The sequence below is a fragment of the Asticcacaulis solisilvae genome, assembly GCF_017875235.1.
GTDB lineage: Bacteria > Pseudomonadota > Alphaproteobacteria > Caulobacterales > Caulobacteraceae > Asticcacaulis > Asticcacaulis solisilvae_A.
This window is the reverse complement of the sequence record NZ_JAGGMI010000018.1, coordinates 19,616-33,696: the sequence shown is the minus strand read 5'-3', so window position 1 is coordinate 33,696 and position 14,081 is coordinate 19,616. Positions and strand designations below refer to the sequence as shown.

Sequence of the window (14,081 nt, the reverse complement as noted above, 5' to 3'; positions counted from 1 at the left end):
TGCTCTGCTCTAACATACGAGTTGCAAAAAAAGCGTTGCCAGGAGGACCAGACCGTAATAGTTTCTATTGATACTATTGCGCGGAGGTCGCCATGTCCGAAACCGAAACCAACCTCTTGGGTCTCGATGGCTTTGCCTTTGTGGAGTTTACAGGTCCCGACGCAGCCGGAATGGCCGAACAGCTCGAAGCCATGGGCTTCACGGCCGTCGCCAGGCATCCCACCAAGTCCATTACCCGCTATCGACAAGGCCGCGTCGATTTTGTGCTGAACGAGGCGGCGACGCAGCAGGCGTCCGAGTTTGGCAGGGCGCATGGCCCGTCGGCCAACGGCATGGCGTTTCGCGTGACCGACGCCGCCCGCGCCTATGAACTGGCCCTGGAAAAAGGCGCGCGGCCGGCCGATGCCAACCTCAGTGCTTTCCCCGATGTGCCGGTGCTCGAAGGCATAGGCGGTTCGCTGCTTTACCTTATCGACCACGACGTCTTTGCCGGCTGGACGCCGCTGTCCGGCGCCGGGGCGGAGGCTGAAAACAGCGTCGGCTTCGGCATGATCGACCACCTGACGCACAATGTCCGCCGCGGCGAGATGCGCACCTGGTCGGAATTCTATCGCCGCATCTTCGGCTTCGAGGAACAGAAGTATTTCGACATCAAGGGCCAGGCGACCGGCCTGTTCAGCCAGGCGATGATCGCACCCGACCAGCAGATCCGCATCCCGCTCAACGAAAGCCAGGATGACAAGAGCCAGATCGAGGAATTCCTGCGCCAGTATAATGGCGAAGGCATCCAGCATATCGCGCTGACCACCGACAATATCTATGAGACGGTCGAGCGCCTGCGCGCGCGGGGCGTGAAACTCCAGGACACGATCGACACCTATTACGACCTGGTCGACAAGCGCGTGCCCGGCCACGGCGAAGACCTGGAACGCCTGCGCCGCAACCGCATACTGATCGATGGCGGCGGCGAAGACGGGATCTTGTTGCAGATTTTCACCGAAAACACCTTCGGGCCGATCTTCTTCGAGATCATCCAGCGCAAGGGCAACGACGGTTTCGGCAACGGCAATTTCCAGGCCCTGTTCGAATCGATCGAACTGGATCAGATTCGCCGCGGCGTTATTAAGGTGGCATAAGGCCCCCACCACCATTCGCTCCGCTCATGGTCCCCCTCCCCGTTCACTTCATTGCGTTGACAGTTCGAGGTGCTCTCGGGGAGGAATAAGGAGGGCAAGCTTCCTTTTCATATTCCTCCCCATGAGCAACTCGGTAGTTACAGCATCCAAGATGCGAGTGGGGAGGGGGACCGCGAGCGGAGCGAGTGGTGGGGGGGGCAAGTCTAGCTCCGGAGCATTCAGATGTCCCAGTATATGACCGGGTTTGGCAATCATTTCGCGACGGAAGCCGTGGCGGGCGCCCTGCCCGTCGGCCAGAACTCGCCGCAACAGACGCCGTTCGGGCTTTATGCCGAACAGCTGTCGGGTTCGGCTTTTACGGCGCCGCGCAGCGAAAACCGGAGGTCGTGGCACTACCGCCTACGCCCCTCGGCGAGTCATGCGCCTTTTAAACGTCTGAAGGACGGCCCCGCCCCCGGCTCGGCCACGCCCAACCGCCTGCGCTGGTCACCGCAGACACTTCCCGAAATCCCGACGGATTTTCTCGACGGATTGACGCCGTGGGCGATGAACGGCGATGCCGCGACACACAGCGGCGTCACCATCTGGCTCTATGCCGCGACCGCCTCCATGCAGCGCGTTTTTGTCAACGCCGACGGCGAAATGCTGATCGTGCCGCAGTCCGGCAATATTTCCATATTTACGGAAATGGGCCGACTCGACGTCGCGCCCCTGCACGTCGCCGTCATCCCGCGCGGCGTCCGCTTCCGCGTAGACCTCACGAGCGACAGCGCCACCGGCTACGTCCTCGAAAACCACGGCGCGCCGTTTCGCCTGCCGGATCTCGGCCCCATAGGCGCCAATGGCCTCGCCAATCCGCGCGATTTCGAAACGCCCGTCGCGGCCTTTGAAGACCGCGACGAAGCCACCCAACTGATCCAGAAATTCCACGGCGCATTATGGACAACGACGCTTGACCACTCGCCGCTCGACGTCGTCGCCTGGCACGGCAACTACGCGCCCTATCGTTATGACCTGACGCGCTTCAACACCATCAATACGGTCAGCTTCGACCATCCCGATCCGTCGATCTTCACCGTCCTGACCTCGCCGTCCGAACTCCCCGGCACGGCCAATTGCGATTTCGTCATCTTCCCGCCGCGCTGGATGGTCGCCGAACATACCTTCCGGCCGCCGTGGTTCCACCGCAATCTCATGAGCGAGTTCATGGGCCTGATCGAAGGCGCCTATGACGCAAAAGCCGGCGGCTTCCTTCCGGGCGGTGCAAGCCTGCATAACTGCATGAACGGTCACGGCCCTGATGCCGCAAGCCATGCCGCCGCCATCAAGGCAGACCTCAAGCCGCACAAAATCACCGACACCATGGCCTTCATGTTCGAAAGCCGCTGGGTCCTGCGCCCGACGGAGGCCGCCCTCACCTCGCCCGCGCTACAAGCCGACTACGATGCCTGCTGGCAGGACTTCCCGAAAGCGAACCTACCCAAATGATCGACGCCACCCACGACATCGCCCTCGAAAGCTGGGTTCACTCGGCCAACGGCCATCACGACTTTCCGATCCAGAACCTGCCATTCGGCCTGTTCAGCCCGGCCGGCGAAGCGCCGCGTCCGGGTGTCGCCATCGGCGACCACATCCTGGAACTTCAGGCCCTGGTCGCCGCCGGCATGTTGCGTGACGTTCCGGATGACCTGGAAACGATCCTGGCCACGCCGCCTTTGCGCAAATCGCTGCGTCACCAGCTGTCGCGCCTGCTGTCGGACGCCACGCACAGCGCCGCCGCCGAGCCCTATCTGCATACGGCGCGTGATTGCGTCGTCCACCTGCCGGTGCGCGTCGGCGACTATACCGACTTCTATGTCGGCATCCATCACGCCACCAAGGTCGGCGCCCTGTTCCGGCCGGACAACCCTTTGCTGCCCAATTACAAGCACGTGCCGATCGGCTATCACGGCCGCGCCTCGTCGGTGCGCGTCTCCGGCGAACCGGTCGTGCGCCCACGCGGCCAGACCAAGGCGCAGGATGCCGAAACGCCCGGCTTCGGGCCGTCCAGGCGCCTCGATTTCGAACTGGAACTCGGTGTCTGGGTTGGGCCCGGCAATGCCTTAGGCGATCCGATTGCCATCGCCGACGCACCCCAGCATATCGGCGGTTTCTGCCTGCTCAACGACTGGTCGGCGCGCGACTTCCAGGCCTGGGAGTACCAGCCGCTGGGGCCATTTCTGGCCAAGAACTTCCACACCACTGTCTCGGCATGGATCGTCACCCCTGAGGCTTTGGCGCCCTTCCGCATGGCGCCGACGCCTCGCCCTATGGGCGACCCCAGGCCCCTGCCCTATCTGTGGGCCGAAGATGACCAGGCCTATGGCGGCCTTTCGATAAATCTGGAAGTATCCTTGCGCACGGCGAAGATGCGCGCGCAGAATCTTGCGCCTGTCGTCATCAGCCGCAGCCACACCCGTCACATGTACTGGACGGTCGCCCAGATCCTGACCCACCACGCCTCAAATGGATGCAACCTGCAACCCGGTGACCTGTTGGGTACGGGCACCCTGTCAGGTCCCGATTCCGCCAGTTCCGGCAGCCTTTTGGAGCTGAGCGACGGCGGCAAGTCGCCGATTATCCTGCCGGGCAATGAAACACGGACCTTCCTTGAGGACGGTGATGAGATTATCTTGAGCGCCCGCGCTGCTGCCGACGGCTTTGCCCCCATCGGTTTCGGCGACTGCCGCGCCACGATTCTTGCCGCGAGAGGGTGATGAAACTTTACGATTACTGGCGTTCATCCGCCGCCTATCGCGTCCGCATCGCCTTGAACCTCAAGGGCGTCAGTTATGACACCGTGTCCATCGACCTGCGGACCGGCGCGCAATCCGCCACTGACTACAAATCCATCAATCCGCAAGGCCTGGTTCCCGCCGTCGAGTCCGATGGCAAGGTGATCACCCAGAGCACGGCAATCATGGAGTGGCTCGAGGAAACCCGCCCGCAACCGCCGCTCATGCCGGCCGATCCGGCCGGCCGCGCCGCGGTGCGCGCCATGATGGCGGTCGTTGCCTGCGACATCCATCCGCTCAATAACCTGCGCGTCCTCAACAGCCTGAAGGCCGAGTTCGGCGCCACGCAAGCGCAGATCGACGCCTGGATTGCCCGCTGGATCACCGCAGGCTTCGATACCCTGGAAGCGCTCATCGACCAGCACGGCGAAGGCTTTGCCTTTGGCGAAGGCCCGACGCTGGCCGACTGCTGCCTGATCCCGCAAGTCTACAATGCCCGCCGATTTAATGTCGATCTTGCGCCCTGGCCGCGGATCATGGCGGTCGATGCCGCCTGCGCCCGCCTGGATGAATTCGCCGCCGCCCACCCGTCGCGCCAGCCGGGCGCCGAATGAGCTTTGCCCGCGTCTTTTCAACGCCCGCCGGAGTCACCTTGGGTCCGCTCGAGCTCATCGCCGACGGCAAGGCGCGCAACTTCGTGCTTGAGATTGGCGAGGCGCACTTTCACGGCTTCGTTGTCCGCCAAGGCGAGCAGGTCTATGGCTATGTCGATCGCTGCCCGCACGCCGGCATGCCGCTGGCCGAGGAACTGGACGAATACCTGACCTCGCGCGGCGACCTGATCAGTTGCGGCTGGCACGGCGCGCTGTTCCGCATCACCGACGGCTATTGCGTTGGCGGGCCGTGCGCCGGCCGCAGCCTGACGCCGTGGCCGGTCGGGGTCCGCGACGGGCTTATGGTCACCAAGTAACAAAATAAAATTGGTCTGGTTGATCCCCGGTTCCGGTAATGCCAATCTCGATCCAAAAGAGAGGAAACGCCATGCTGAAGCCCGCCGCCGCTGCGTTCGCAGCCCTGTCCCTGCTTGCCTCCCCCGCCGCCGAGGCCCGTAAGCCGCAAGGCCCAGTGGTCATAGGCTATGTCGCTGCCTTCCGCGACATGAAGGCGACCATGGAGATGACCGACCTCAAAAAGCTGACCCATATCAACATCTCCTTCGTCAATCCGGGCAAGGACGGCAGCATCGTCACCGGCGATAAGATGAGTTGCATGGACACCGACAATGGCAATGGCAACGGCACGCGTTCGGTCGCCGAGGTGCGTGAGATCGTTCAGATGGCGCACGCCAAGGGCGTCAAGGTGCTGGTGTCGCTGGGCGGCGGCATTATTCCCGGCTGCTCGGGCAACTGGACGGAGCTGACGCGGCCGGGGGCGCGCGAAAAGCTGGTGGCCGACCTGCTGGCCTTTGCTGACGCCACCGGCCTCGACGGCATCGATGTCGACCTCGAGTGGGACGTGCTGACCGCCATCGACAAGGAAGGCAACTATGTGCCGTTCACGCAAGCTCTCCGCACGGGCCTGACGAAGCGCAGGAAGCTCCTGACCTGCGCCACGGCGTCGAACCCCGGCGGCATGATCCCGGTCGGATCGATTCCGCATTTCGACTATATCAACCTGATGTCCTACGACCAGATCGGCGAGACCTGGGGCAAGGCGGGCGCCGAACATTCGACTATGGAGGTGGCGCGCAAAGACATAGCCACCTGGAAGGCATTGGGCGCCAAAAAGGAACAGCTGACGCTCGGCGTACCCTTCTACGGCCGCGGATTCAACGGCTACAAGGGCGGCTACAGCTTCCAGAAGGTGCTGACGACCTTTGGCAAGGACGCCGCCAATTACGACGTGGTCGGGAAGGCGTGCGCCGGCTGCGACTACGTCACCTATAACGGCCGCCCGACCATCCGCGCCAAGGCGGCGCTGGCGGCGAAGGAAACCGCCGGCATCATGATCTGGGAGCTATCCGAGGATGCGCCCGCGCCCAACAGCCTGCTGGAAGCCGCCCACGACAGCCTGCACAACCCCGACTGAATCACCATCCCTAGGCGCGTTACGTGACAGGAGTGCGTCAGGATTATGGCCTAAAAATAAATTTGACATAAATGTCAGTTTTGATTTGACCCTGGGTCAGGCTTTGGCTAGGTTTGTGGCGCAGAATAAGAAGAGTGCCACAAATGACAGCCTGCGCATCGAAGCTTGCCCGCGGTTACGCGCCATATCCTGGCCGGCCCCGCATGCGGGGGCAGGTTTCGCGCGCTAGCCGCGGATTTCAAAAAGAAATGAACGGATTAACGGACCGCTGCCGGCCCGGCATCCGACCGCATGGCTCCGGCACGCTGCATGCATAAGAAAAAAGAAAACAGGGAATGACGGCCAATGCGCGACAGTCTGCTTGAATATGTATTCCGCCTGGGCGACGACGCCCTGATCCTAGGCCAGCGGCTCAGCACGTGGTGCGGCCACGCCCCCAATCATGAAGTCGACCTGGGCTTGTCCAGCCTGGCGCTCGACCTGGTCGAACAAGCCACCGACTTCCTCGACCTCGCCGCCGCCATCGACGGCAAGGGCCAGGACGCCGACACCCTCGCCTTCCACCGCGATCCGCCCGACTATCACAACTGCCTGCTGGTCGAGCAGCCGAACGGCGACTTCGCCCAGACCCTGGCGCGCCAGTTCCTGTTCTCCAACTGGCAGGCCGTCTATCTCGACGCCCTGTCCGGATCGGCCAATGCCGACATCGCGCGCATCGCCTCCAAAGCCCTGCGCGACGTGCAGTCCCACGTCGAATTCTGTCGCGACTGGATGATCCGCATGGGCGACGGCGACTGCGTGAACAACAAGCGCCTGATCATCAGCCTCGACACCATGACGCGCTATGTCGACGAGTTGTTCGTCATGGACGATGTCGACGCCGAACTGTTGGCGCAGGGTATCGCGGTCGACAAGCCGTCGCTGCGCGCTGAGTTCGATACGCGAGTCAATGCCACGCTGCGTCAGGCGCGCCTGGCCCATCCGCGCCCGGCCGAGCCAATCATCGGCGGCCGCCGTGGCCACCACAGCGAGCACCTCGGCCATATGCTGGCCGAGATGACGCTGCCGATGCGCAATGCCGGCGCCCGCTGGTAAAGCTTATTTCTTCACTTCAATCTTCGGCAGGTGGGAGATCGGTTCCAGGGTGATGTCCCGGAACCAGGTCTCCGCCCCTTCCGATTGCAACTGGATGCTGCCGTGGGTCAGCGGTGCGCAGGTGCCGGTCGGCTCCGGATCGCACAGGCCCCAGACCTCGGCCACCGGCACACCATTGACGACGTGGATGGCGCGGTCGCCGACGACGTAGAGGTCGAGCGTATTCCACTCGCCCACCGGCTTATCGGCATTGAAATTGTTTTCGATATTCCAGTTGGCCGTATTGCCGATCGCGGCGCCTTCCGGCGCGCCGTGCATATAGCGCAGCTTGGGCGCGATCAGGCTTTCGTCCTTGGCCACCGCGGATTTGACCACCACGCCGTTGCCGACCGGCACGGCCATGCCGACCGATCCCGTCATGATCTCGAACTCGACCGAACGGCTCCAGGTGCCCCAGACGGCGCCAGGCTTGCCGTGGCTGTGGTACAGCAGTCCGTTGTTTTCCGGCTCGTTCAGGCGCGGCGCGTGGCGCTTGCCGCTCCACTTGTACTGCAGGCGCAGGTGATAGTTGGAATAGTCGCCCTTGTGGACCAGGCTACCCCAGGTCTTGCCCGAGATGAAGATTGCCGGCCGGCCGTCGATTTCGCGCACGTCGAAGATATCGCCCTTGCCGCCCACGCCCAGCGACGGACCATGATCAGGCTTGTAGGTTTCAGCCGGGTCGGCATAGCCAAGCCACGCGTCCCAGGCGTCGAGATCCTTGCCGTTGAAGAGACTGACGGCCGGCCCTGTCGCCTTGGGGATATTGGTCAGCACCAGGGTCTGTGGCGTAAAGGCCGGCATGTCGGCGGCAAGCACGGGTGTGGCGCACGCCGCGAGAATGACAGCGGCCAGAAGAGGTCTCAACATGGGGGCTCCCTTAATTTTATACCGGGCAGGCTACCGATGACAGCGCTTACCGTCAAGCCCGAGTCGCGGCAAACGGTGGCTCCCCTGAGCTGGACTCGAACCTATTGACGCGTCTTGGCCGCTTCCATCATCTTGTAGACGTTCATGACCATGCCGTTGGGCATGCGCATGTCGCCGGCCTTCATACCGGCCGGACAGGCGCCCTGCCATTGCCCGTCCATGACGACCTTGGACTGCGTCCGGCCCATCATGGCCGGGCTATAGGTGCTGTCGATCGTCTGCTGGAAGGCGGCGTCGCTGGCTGAGACAATTTCGATATGGCTGGTCATGGTCGTGCCGTTCATGGTGCAGACCTGGTCGATCGCCGCGCCGGTCGCCGTGCCACGGATATCGCGCTGGGTGCACTGGATGTCGTTGCTCATCTGGCCGGCCATCTGGCTCATCTTTTCGCCAAGCGCCGCGTCAACGCAGATCGTCATCGGCATGGGCGAGGCCGTTCCATCGACCGTATTGGTGATCTGCCACAGGCCGGGCTTGCGGCCCAAGGGATTGGCCTGCATCGGATCGACCTTGGCGGCCAGGGCCGGCGCGGCCTTCGACGCTGCGTCCTCGGCCTTCTGCGCCGGTTTGTTGCACGCCGCGGCGGTCATGGACAATGCGGCCAGCAGGGCCGACGTACCTAGGTTCATACGCATACCCATCACTGACCTCCTGTGTTATCGAAATCTATTCCGCCGCTTCACTCTCAGCGGTTTGCCCCGCGGGCGCGTCCATGTGCAGCGACTCTTCCAGCGCGCGCTCGGCCGACCGCGCCTCAGCCTCGGACATCTCCGACGCAGGCACTTCTCCGGGATAGGCATGCGGCGCGTCGTCCTCGTGGGACGGACGCCCACAGGCTGAAAGCAGGACGATGACACCCAGGCAGAGAATTAGGCGCATGAAAACTCCCTGTAGCGGTGCATCTGCATAGCGTTGATAGGCGCAAGTGTAAATGCCGCGGTCACGATTGGGCCGGATCCGCCGGTAACTCCCAGTCGATCGGCGCGCGACCGTTGGCTTCCAAGAAGGCATTGGCCTTGGAAAACGGACGGCTGCCGAAAAAACCGTTATGCGCCGACAGGGGCGACGGGTGGGCCGAGCGGATGACCAGATGCCGCGACGTATCGACAAAGGCGGCCTTCTTCTGGGCATAGGCACCCCACAGGATGAAGACCACCGGATGCGGCTGGTTGTTGACGGCGCGAATGACGGCGTCGGTGAACAGTTCCCAGCCCTTGCCCTGGTGCGCGGCGGCCTGCCCCATCTCGACCGTCAGCACGGCATTGAGCAGCAGCACGCCCTGTTTGGCCCAGTGTTCCAGAAAACCATGATGCGCCGGCGCAATGCCTAGATCCGCCTGCAATTCCTTGTAGATATTGATGAGCGATGGCGGGATGCGCACGCCGGGCCGGACCGAAAACGACAGGCCGTGTGCCTGCCCCTCACCGTGGTATGGGTCCTGGCCGATAACAACGACACGCACCTTGTCGAGGGGCGTCAGGTCGAGCGCGCGGAAATATTCACTACCCTTTGGAAAGATACGCGCGCCGTTGCTGCGGCGGTCCTGCAGAAACGCCTTGAGCTTGGCCATGTAGGGCTTGGCGAACTCTTCGTTCAGCGCGGCCTTCCAGCCAGGCTCGAGCTTTACGCCCGGCGTTTCCGTCTCCAGCGTCTGGGCGGCGTCACTCATCATCGGCGTCCTATAAATGGCATGAGGCTTTGTCGAGCTATTCCGACAGAGCGTCAAGCCACCAATCACTTCACGCAGGTGCCCGTGGCGCGGCCGCTCATCGACATGGCGCTTTCCAGCGGCCCCTGGCGGGCGGTAACCGTGCCGGTGAAGGTCTTGCGGTCGTCGGAAAAGACAAGTTTCCCCTCGCCGTCCGCGCCGCCGCAGGTTCCAGTCCAGCTCAACGTATTGCCGGCGATCTGGAAATCGCGCGCCGTGCACTTCAGTCCACCCAGCTCTGCCGGCGGGCGGTTGAGGTCGGCGTCGCTGATACAGACAGTGGCCGTGGACGTGGCCGGCGGCAGGTCGCCGATGCGCGTGGTCGACGTCACCTGCCACATCTGCGCCGGATCGGGCTTGACGCCCGGTGGCGCCGGCGGCGTATTCATCGGCTCGACCGGCTTATCGACCGCGGGCGGCGGCGTGGGCGCCATGGGGTCGGGCGTCACGTCCTGACGCGCCAGGACGGGCGCCGCGACCAGCAGGCATACGACGCCGGCGCCGATGAGGAGATGGGAACGGACAGAAGGCATAAGGCCTCTCCTGAATGACATCCGGAGAGGTTAGGCAAATCCGCAGTAAGTGCTCAATCAGTGCCGGGGCCGATGAGATTGCGAAACCATCAAGGCGCGCCGTTATTGATAATGCGCCCGTTCCGCCTCGCGTTCGGCCTTCCACGTCTTGAGCAGGGCCGCGCGGCGCTTGGGATATCGCCTGTCGAGCGGTTGCCAGCTCTGGACGCGGTCGGCGCGGAAATGCCGGAAGCTGTTGCGCAGTTCACACCAGACGATCAGGAGCCGGACGTGATCAAAGAAGCCGAGCGCGATCGGCCAGACAATGCGGTTGGTTTCCACGCCCTTGAGATCGAGATAGGCCATCTCGACGCAGGTTTCGCGGCGGATGGCCTCACGCATGTCGCCCAGGTCAACCATCGGCTTTTCCATCGGCGGCCACGACGGCGCCACCAGCAGGCCGGTGGATTCGAGGCCCTCGCTGACATCCTTGGGCAGGACGGCGGAAATCTTGGTCAGGGCGTTCTGGGCGGCTTGCGCCAGACGCGTATCGGCGCGGTCGACCACCCAGCGCGTCCCCAGAACAAGGGCTTCGAGTTCTTCCTGGCTGAACATCAGCGGCGGCAACATGTAGCCCGGACGCAGGACATACCCCACGCCGGGCTCGCCTTCGATATGCGCGCCCTGCGCCTGCAAAGCGGCAATATCGCGATAGAGGGTGCGCAGCGAAATATCGAGTTCTTGGGCGAGATCGGCGCCGGCCACGGGATAGCGGTGGCGGCGCAGCAGTTGCAGCAGGTCTAACAGGCGGGTGGCGCGGGACATGGTCGTCTCAAAAGCGGCTGGGAGGGAATACGCTTTACTGAAACGCTTACTCATGGCGCGGGTTATGCCGGACCATGGTGACAAATTATGGCAGTATGTTTTTGTCTCTGGCAAGTGGCCAAGTTCACATATTGACTTTCACATATCATTGATACATACCGGTTGGTATGAATATGGATCATCAGCCCCGCAAGAATCCGGCCCAGACGCGCGACCGTCTGCTGACGGCCGCCTTTTCTGAAATCTACAGCACCGGCTATCAGGGCAGCGACCTGAACAGCATCCTTGGCCGCGCGGGAGTCACTAAAGGGGCGCTTTATCATCATTTCGGCAGCAAGGAGGCGTTGGGCCACGCCGTCATCGACCAGTTCATCGCCAGGATCACCAGCGACAAGTGGCTGGCGCCGCTCGACGATGTCGATGATCCGATCAACGCCCTGATCGACATTGTCGAAGGCACGTCGTTCAGCGAGGAAGATGTCGCCGGCGGCTGTCCGCTCAACAACCTGGCGCAGGAAATGTCGCCGGTCGATGACGGGTTCCGCCTGCGCCTCAACCGGCTGTTCAGCGAATGGATCGGCGGCGTCGCCGATGCGCTGCGGCTGGGCCAGGCCAATGGCAAGGTGCGCCGCGATATCGACGCCCGCGAAGCCGCCATGTTCATAGTCGCCGCCTATGAGGGCTTCATTTCGCTGGCCAAGACCGCCCAGGACCCCGGCCTGCTGCGTTCTGGCGTCCGTCAGGTCGTTGTTTATCTGAATGGTTTACGTCCGTAACAACAGGAGACCGTCATGGATGGCACAGCCCCACTCGCCGCCCCCAGGATTGCATCGCGTGAAGACTGGCTTGCCGCGCGTCAGGCGCTGCTGGTCAAGGAAAAGGCGTTGCTGCGCCAGATGGACGCCCTGGCGGCCGAGCGGCGCACCTTGCCCTGGGTCAAGGTCGACAAGCTTTATCTCTTCGACACGCCGGATGGTCCGCGCACGCTCAGTGACCTCTTCGAAGGCCGTAGCCAGTTGATTATCCAGCATTTCATGTTCGGCCCGGAATGGGAGGAAGGCTGCGTCGGCTGTTCGTTCGGTGCGGACCACATGCACGGCATTTGGATTCATCTTGAAAACCACGACGTCAAGTTCACGGTCGTTGCACGCGCACCGCTCAGCAAGATCGAAGCCTTCAAGGCACGTATGGGCTGGGGCTTCGACTGGGTGTCGTCGCACGAAAGCGACTTCAACTACGATTACCACGTCTCGTTCACGGAGGCGCAGAAGGCGGCCGGCCGCGTCACCTACAATTTCCGCGAGGACGACTACGCCTGCGACGAACTGCCGGGGATGTCGGTCTTCGTGAAAGGCGCCGACGGCGCGGTCTATCACACCTATTCGTGCTATGCGCGCGGCACCGAGGTCTCTGGCGCCCTCGGCCTGCTTGACCTCACGCCACTGGGCCGCAACGAAACGGGTGAAAACGGCAATCTGAGCGACTGGGTCCGCCACCACGACAAGTACGAGGACGCGAAAGCCACTGCCTTGTGCTGCGCCAAGTCTTAGCGTTTGTACGGCACGCCGAAGACCTGAACCCAGTATAGCCCCTTGCCTGAACGGCCCGGCGTCACCCAGACGCCGGTGTCTTCGAACCGGCAGTTGAGGATGTTTTCGCGGTGACGCATGCTGTGCATCCACGCATCGACGATCTGTTCGGCGGACGCTTCGCCGTCGCTGATATTCTCACCGACAAGGATGAAGTAGTAGCCATTGGCGGTGGCGCGCCTGCCGACGGTCGAACCATCGCTGCCCACGTGGCTGATAAAGTTCGCCAGCGCCATGTCCTCGCTGTGCTTGCGCGCGGCGGCCGTCAGCACGTCATCGAGCTTCAGCGCGCCGCAGCCGGCTTCGACTCGTTCCAGATTTACCTTGTCGAAGACGCTGATGGCCATCGGCACGTCCCGGAGCCTGTTTTCGCGCTCAATCGCGTGCGCGGACGTGGCGATCATCATTGCGAAGATAACGCTTACGATCCGGTCTGTGACTGTCATGACGATTTCCCCGGCTGCCTGAGCTTATCCTAACAGTGCCACACCCATCTGGCGAGTGGTCACCCGCCGCGAATACGTTCCATCATAACCGAGAAGTCCTCCTGGGCATGACCGTCGGCGCACAAAGCTTCGTAAAGCGCGTGGGCGTGGGCTCCTAAAGGCGTATCGGCGGATGCCATTTGCGCGGCCTGCATGGCCAGGGTCAGGTCTTTCAGCATCAGCCCTGCCACGAAGCCGGGTTTGTAACCGTTATTGGCAGGCGAATTGGGTACAGGACCGGGCACGGGGCAATAGCTGGTCAGCGACCAGTTCTGGCCCGACGCCTTCGAGGCGATGTCGAAGAAGACCTGGTCGTCCAAACCGAGCTTTTCGGCCAGGGCGAAGGCTTCACACGTGCCGATCATGGTGATGGCCAGCAGCATGTTGTTGCAGATCTTGGCGGCCTGTCCGGCACCCGCTGCGCCTGCGTGGATGACGGCCTTGCCCATGGCGCTAAGGATCGGCTGGGCGCGTTCGAACACAGCCGTCTCCCCGCCGACCATGAAGGTCAGCGTGCCGGCACTGGCGGCGGCGACACCACCCGAGACCGGCGCATCGACCATGTCGAAGCCTGCGGCCCGCGCCTGTTCGTGAGCGATGCGGGCGCTGGCGACATCTATGGTCGAACAGTCGATCAACAGGGCCGAAGACGTGGCGACCTTCCGGACCTCGTCATGGACCGACAGGACATGCGCGGCGGCCGGCAGCATCGTCACCACCGCATCAGCGTTTCGGCATGCGTCAGAGGTGTTTGAAGCTGCCACAGCACCCGCAGCGACAGCGTGCGCCACGGCCTCGTGGCTCAAGTCAAACGCCCGTATGCCATGCCCACTCTTTACCAGATTAGCGGCCATGCCCGAGCCCATATTGCCCAGGCCGATGAATGCAATTTCCATAGGC

Annotated in this window: 17 protein-coding genes; 9 read left to right on the top strand and 8 right to left on the bottom strand. The window is 62.9% G+C overall.

All coding sequences use genetic code 11. The features are described 5' to 3' along the window. Window positions 1-92 precede the first annotated feature (92 nt). The 7 genes from hppD to paaC all read left to right on the top strand — a co-directional run bounded on the left by hppD (window position 93) and on the right by paaC (window position 7,093). Window positions 93-1,136 (top strand): 4-hydroxyphenylpyruvate dioxygenase, encoded by a 1,044-nt coding sequence (gene hppD, locus J2X24_RS20585; protein ID WP_209725650.1) that lies wholly within the window; start codon window positions 93-95, stop codon window positions 1,134-1,136. 222 nt (window positions 1,137-1,358) lie between these two features. Then, a complete protein-coding gene (hmgA, locus tag J2X24_RS20580; protein ID WP_209725648.1) occupies window positions 1,359-2,624 on the top strand; it encodes a homogentisate 1,2-dioxygenase in 1,266 nt (421 codons plus the stop codon). Then, window positions 2,621-3,892 (top strand): fumarylacetoacetase, encoded by a 1,272-nt coding sequence (fahA, locus tag J2X24_RS20575; protein ID WP_209725646.1) that lies wholly within the window; start codon window positions 2,621-2,623, stop codon window positions 3,890-3,892. Before hmgA ends, fahA begins: the two co-directional genes overlap by 4 nt. Continuing rightward, entirely contained in the window at window positions 3,892-4,524 is a 633-nt protein-coding gene (gene maiA, locus J2X24_RS20570) for a maleylacetoacetate isomerase (protein WP_209725645.1), read from the top strand. The genes fahA and maiA overlap by 1 nt, the downstream gene beginning before the upstream one ends. Continuing rightward, a complete protein-coding gene (locus J2X24_RS20565) occupies window positions 4,521-4,880 on the top strand; it encodes a Rieske (2Fe-2S) protein (RefSeq protein ID WP_209725643.1) in 360 nt (119 codons plus the stop codon). Before maiA ends, J2X24_RS20565 begins: the two co-directional genes overlap by 4 nt. Before the next feature lie 71 nt (window positions 4,881-4,951). Continuing rightward, the gene (locus tag J2X24_RS20560; RefSeq protein WP_245344996.1) at window positions 4,952-5,998 is read left to right on the top strand and encodes a glycosyl hydrolase family 18 protein; all 1,047 of its coding nucleotides are present in this window, start codon (window positions 4,952-4,954) and stop codon (window positions 5,996-5,998) included. Between the two features lie 345 nt (window positions 5,999-6,343). Next, the gene (gene paaC, locus J2X24_RS20555) at window positions 6,344-7,093 is read left to right on the top strand and encodes a 1,2-phenylacetyl-CoA epoxidase subunit PaaC (RefSeq protein WP_209725639.1); all 750 of its coding nucleotides are present in this window, start codon (window positions 6,344-6,346) and stop codon (window positions 7,091-7,093) included. 3 nt (window positions 7,094-7,096) lie between these two features. Here paaC and J2X24_RS20550 read toward each other — a convergent pair whose 3' ends face one another. The 6 genes from J2X24_RS20550 to J2X24_RS20525 form a co-directional block, all read right to left on the bottom strand. After that, window positions 7,097-8,002 (bottom strand): 3-keto-disaccharide hydrolase, encoded by a 906-nt coding sequence (locus J2X24_RS20550; protein WP_209725637.1) that lies wholly within the window; start codon window positions 8,000-8,002, stop codon window positions 7,097-7,099. Window positions 8,003-8,103: 101 nt separating this feature from the next. Next, window positions 8,104-8,703 carry a DUF3617 domain-containing protein gene (locus tag J2X24_RS20545; RefSeq protein WP_209725635.1) on the bottom strand — a complete coding sequence of 200 codons (600 nt, stop codon included), beginning with the start codon at window positions 8,701-8,703 and terminating at the stop codon, window positions 8,104-8,106. A gap of 25 nt (window positions 8,704-8,728) precedes the next feature. Then, window positions 8,729-8,941: a hypothetical protein gene (locus tag J2X24_RS20540; RefSeq protein WP_209725633.1), complete on the bottom strand. Its 213-nt coding sequence runs from the start codon at window positions 8,939-8,941 to the stop codon at window positions 8,729-8,731. Window positions 8,942-9,002: 61 nt separating this feature from the next. Beyond that, window positions 9,003-9,731, bottom strand: a complete 729-nt coding sequence (ung, locus tag J2X24_RS20535) for a uracil-DNA glycosylase (RefSeq protein ID WP_209725631.1) — start codon at window positions 9,729-9,731, stop codon at window positions 9,003-9,005. A gap of 65 nt (window positions 9,732-9,796) precedes the next feature. Further along, window positions 9,797-10,303, bottom strand: a complete 507-nt coding sequence (locus tag J2X24_RS20530; RefSeq protein ID WP_209725629.1) for a DUF3617 domain-containing protein — start codon at window positions 10,301-10,303, stop codon at window positions 9,797-9,799. A 102-nt stretch (window positions 10,304-10,405) separates the two neighbouring features. Then, complete coding sequence (locus tag J2X24_RS20525; protein WP_209725627.1) at window positions 10,406-11,107, bottom strand: helix-turn-helix transcriptional regulator; 702 nt, start codon at window positions 11,105-11,107, stop codon at window positions 10,406-10,408. 173 nt (window positions 11,108-11,280) lie between these two features. Between J2X24_RS20525 and J2X24_RS20520 the strand changes: the two genes are divergently transcribed. Continuing rightward, the gene (locus J2X24_RS20520; protein ID WP_245344995.1) at window positions 11,281-11,883 is read left to right on the top strand and encodes a TetR/AcrR family transcriptional regulator; all 603 of its coding nucleotides are present in this window, start codon (window positions 11,281-11,283) and stop codon (window positions 11,881-11,883) included. Between the two features lie 15 nt (window positions 11,884-11,898). After that, window positions 11,899-12,657, top strand: a complete 759-nt coding sequence (locus J2X24_RS20515; RefSeq protein WP_209725624.1) for a DUF899 domain-containing protein — start codon at window positions 11,899-11,901, stop codon at window positions 12,655-12,657. Here J2X24_RS20515 and J2X24_RS20510 read toward each other — a convergent pair. Both J2X24_RS20510 and mmsB read right to left on the bottom strand, forming a co-directional pair. Then, entirely contained in the window at window positions 12,654-13,142 is a 489-nt protein-coding gene (locus J2X24_RS20510) for a CAP domain-containing protein (protein WP_209725622.1), read from the bottom strand. The genes J2X24_RS20515 and J2X24_RS20510 overlap by 4 nt on opposite strands. Before the next feature lie 59 nt (window positions 13,143-13,201). Next, complete coding sequence (gene mmsB, locus J2X24_RS20505; RefSeq protein ID WP_209725619.1) at window positions 13,202-14,077, bottom strand: 3-hydroxyisobutyrate dehydrogenase; 876 nt, start codon at window positions 14,075-14,077, stop codon at window positions 13,202-13,204. Window positions 14,078-14,081 lie beyond the last annotated feature (4 nt).

What these genes read in the sequence shown, in the direction of transcription:
- J2X24_RS20565 (WP_209725643.1), top strand. Translation starts at nt 4,521, where the DNA reads ATGAGCTTTGCCCGCGTCTTTTCAACGCCCGCCGGAGTCACCTTGGGT.
- hppD (WP_209725650.1), top strand. Translation starts at nt 93, where the DNA reads ATGTCCGAAACCGAAACCAACCTCTTGGGTCTCGATGGCTTTGCCTTT.
- J2X24_RS20515 (WP_209725624.1), top strand. Translation starts at nt 11,899, where the DNA reads ATGGATGGCACAGCCCCACTCGCCGCCCCCAGGATTGCATCGCGTGAA.
- maiA (WP_209725645.1), top strand. Translation starts at nt 3,892, where the DNA reads ATGAAACTTTACGATTACTGGCGTTCATCCGCCGCCTATCGCGTCCGC.
- J2X24_RS20545 (WP_209725635.1), bottom strand. Translation starts at nt 8,703, where the DNA reads ATGGGTATGCGTATGAACCTAGGTACGTCGGCCCTGCTGGCCGCATTG.
- fahA (WP_209725646.1), top strand. Translation starts at nt 2,621, where the DNA reads ATGATCGACGCCACCCACGACATCGCCCTCGAAAGCTGGGTTCACTCG.
- hmgA (WP_209725648.1), top strand. Translation starts at nt 1,359, where the DNA reads ATGTCCCAGTATATGACCGGGTTTGGCAATCATTTCGCGACGGAAGCC.
- J2X24_RS20540 (WP_209725633.1), bottom strand. Translation starts at nt 8,941, where the DNA reads ATGCGCCTAATTCTCTGCCTGGGTGTCATCGTCCTGCTTTCAGCCTGT.
- J2X24_RS20550 (WP_209725637.1), bottom strand. Translation starts at nt 8,002, where the DNA reads ATGTTGAGACCTCTTCTGGCCGCTGTCATTCTCGCGGCGTGCGCCACA.
- paaC (WP_209725639.1), top strand. Translation starts at nt 6,344, where the DNA reads ATGCGCGACAGTCTGCTTGAATATGTATTCCGCCTGGGCGACGACGCC.
- J2X24_RS20560 (WP_245344996.1), top strand. Translation starts at nt 4,952, where the DNA reads ATGCTGAAGCCCGCCGCCGCTGCGTTCGCAGCCCTGTCCCTGCTTGCC.
- J2X24_RS20525 (WP_209725627.1), bottom strand. Translation starts at nt 11,107, where the DNA reads ATGTCCCGCGCCACCCGCCTGTTAGACCTGCTGCAACTGCTGCGCCGC.
- J2X24_RS20530 (WP_209725629.1), bottom strand. Translation starts at nt 10,303, where the DNA reads ATGCCTTCTGTCCGTTCCCATCTCCTCATCGGCGCCGGCGTCGTATGC.
- ung (WP_209725631.1), bottom strand. Translation starts at nt 9,731, where the DNA reads ATGAGTGACGCCGCCCAGACGCTGGAGACGGAAACGCCGGGCGTAAAG.
- J2X24_RS20520 (WP_245344995.1), top strand. Translation starts at nt 11,281, where the DNA reads ATGGATCATCAGCCCCGCAAGAATCCGGCCCAGACGCGCGACCGTCTG.
- mmsB (WP_209725619.1), bottom strand. Translation starts at nt 14,077, where the DNA reads ATGGAAATTGCATTCATCGGCCTGGGCAATATGGGCTCGGGCATGGCC.
- J2X24_RS20510 (WP_209725622.1), bottom strand. Translation starts at nt 13,142, where the DNA reads ATGACAGTCACAGACCGGATCGTAAGCGTTATCTTCGCAATGATGATC.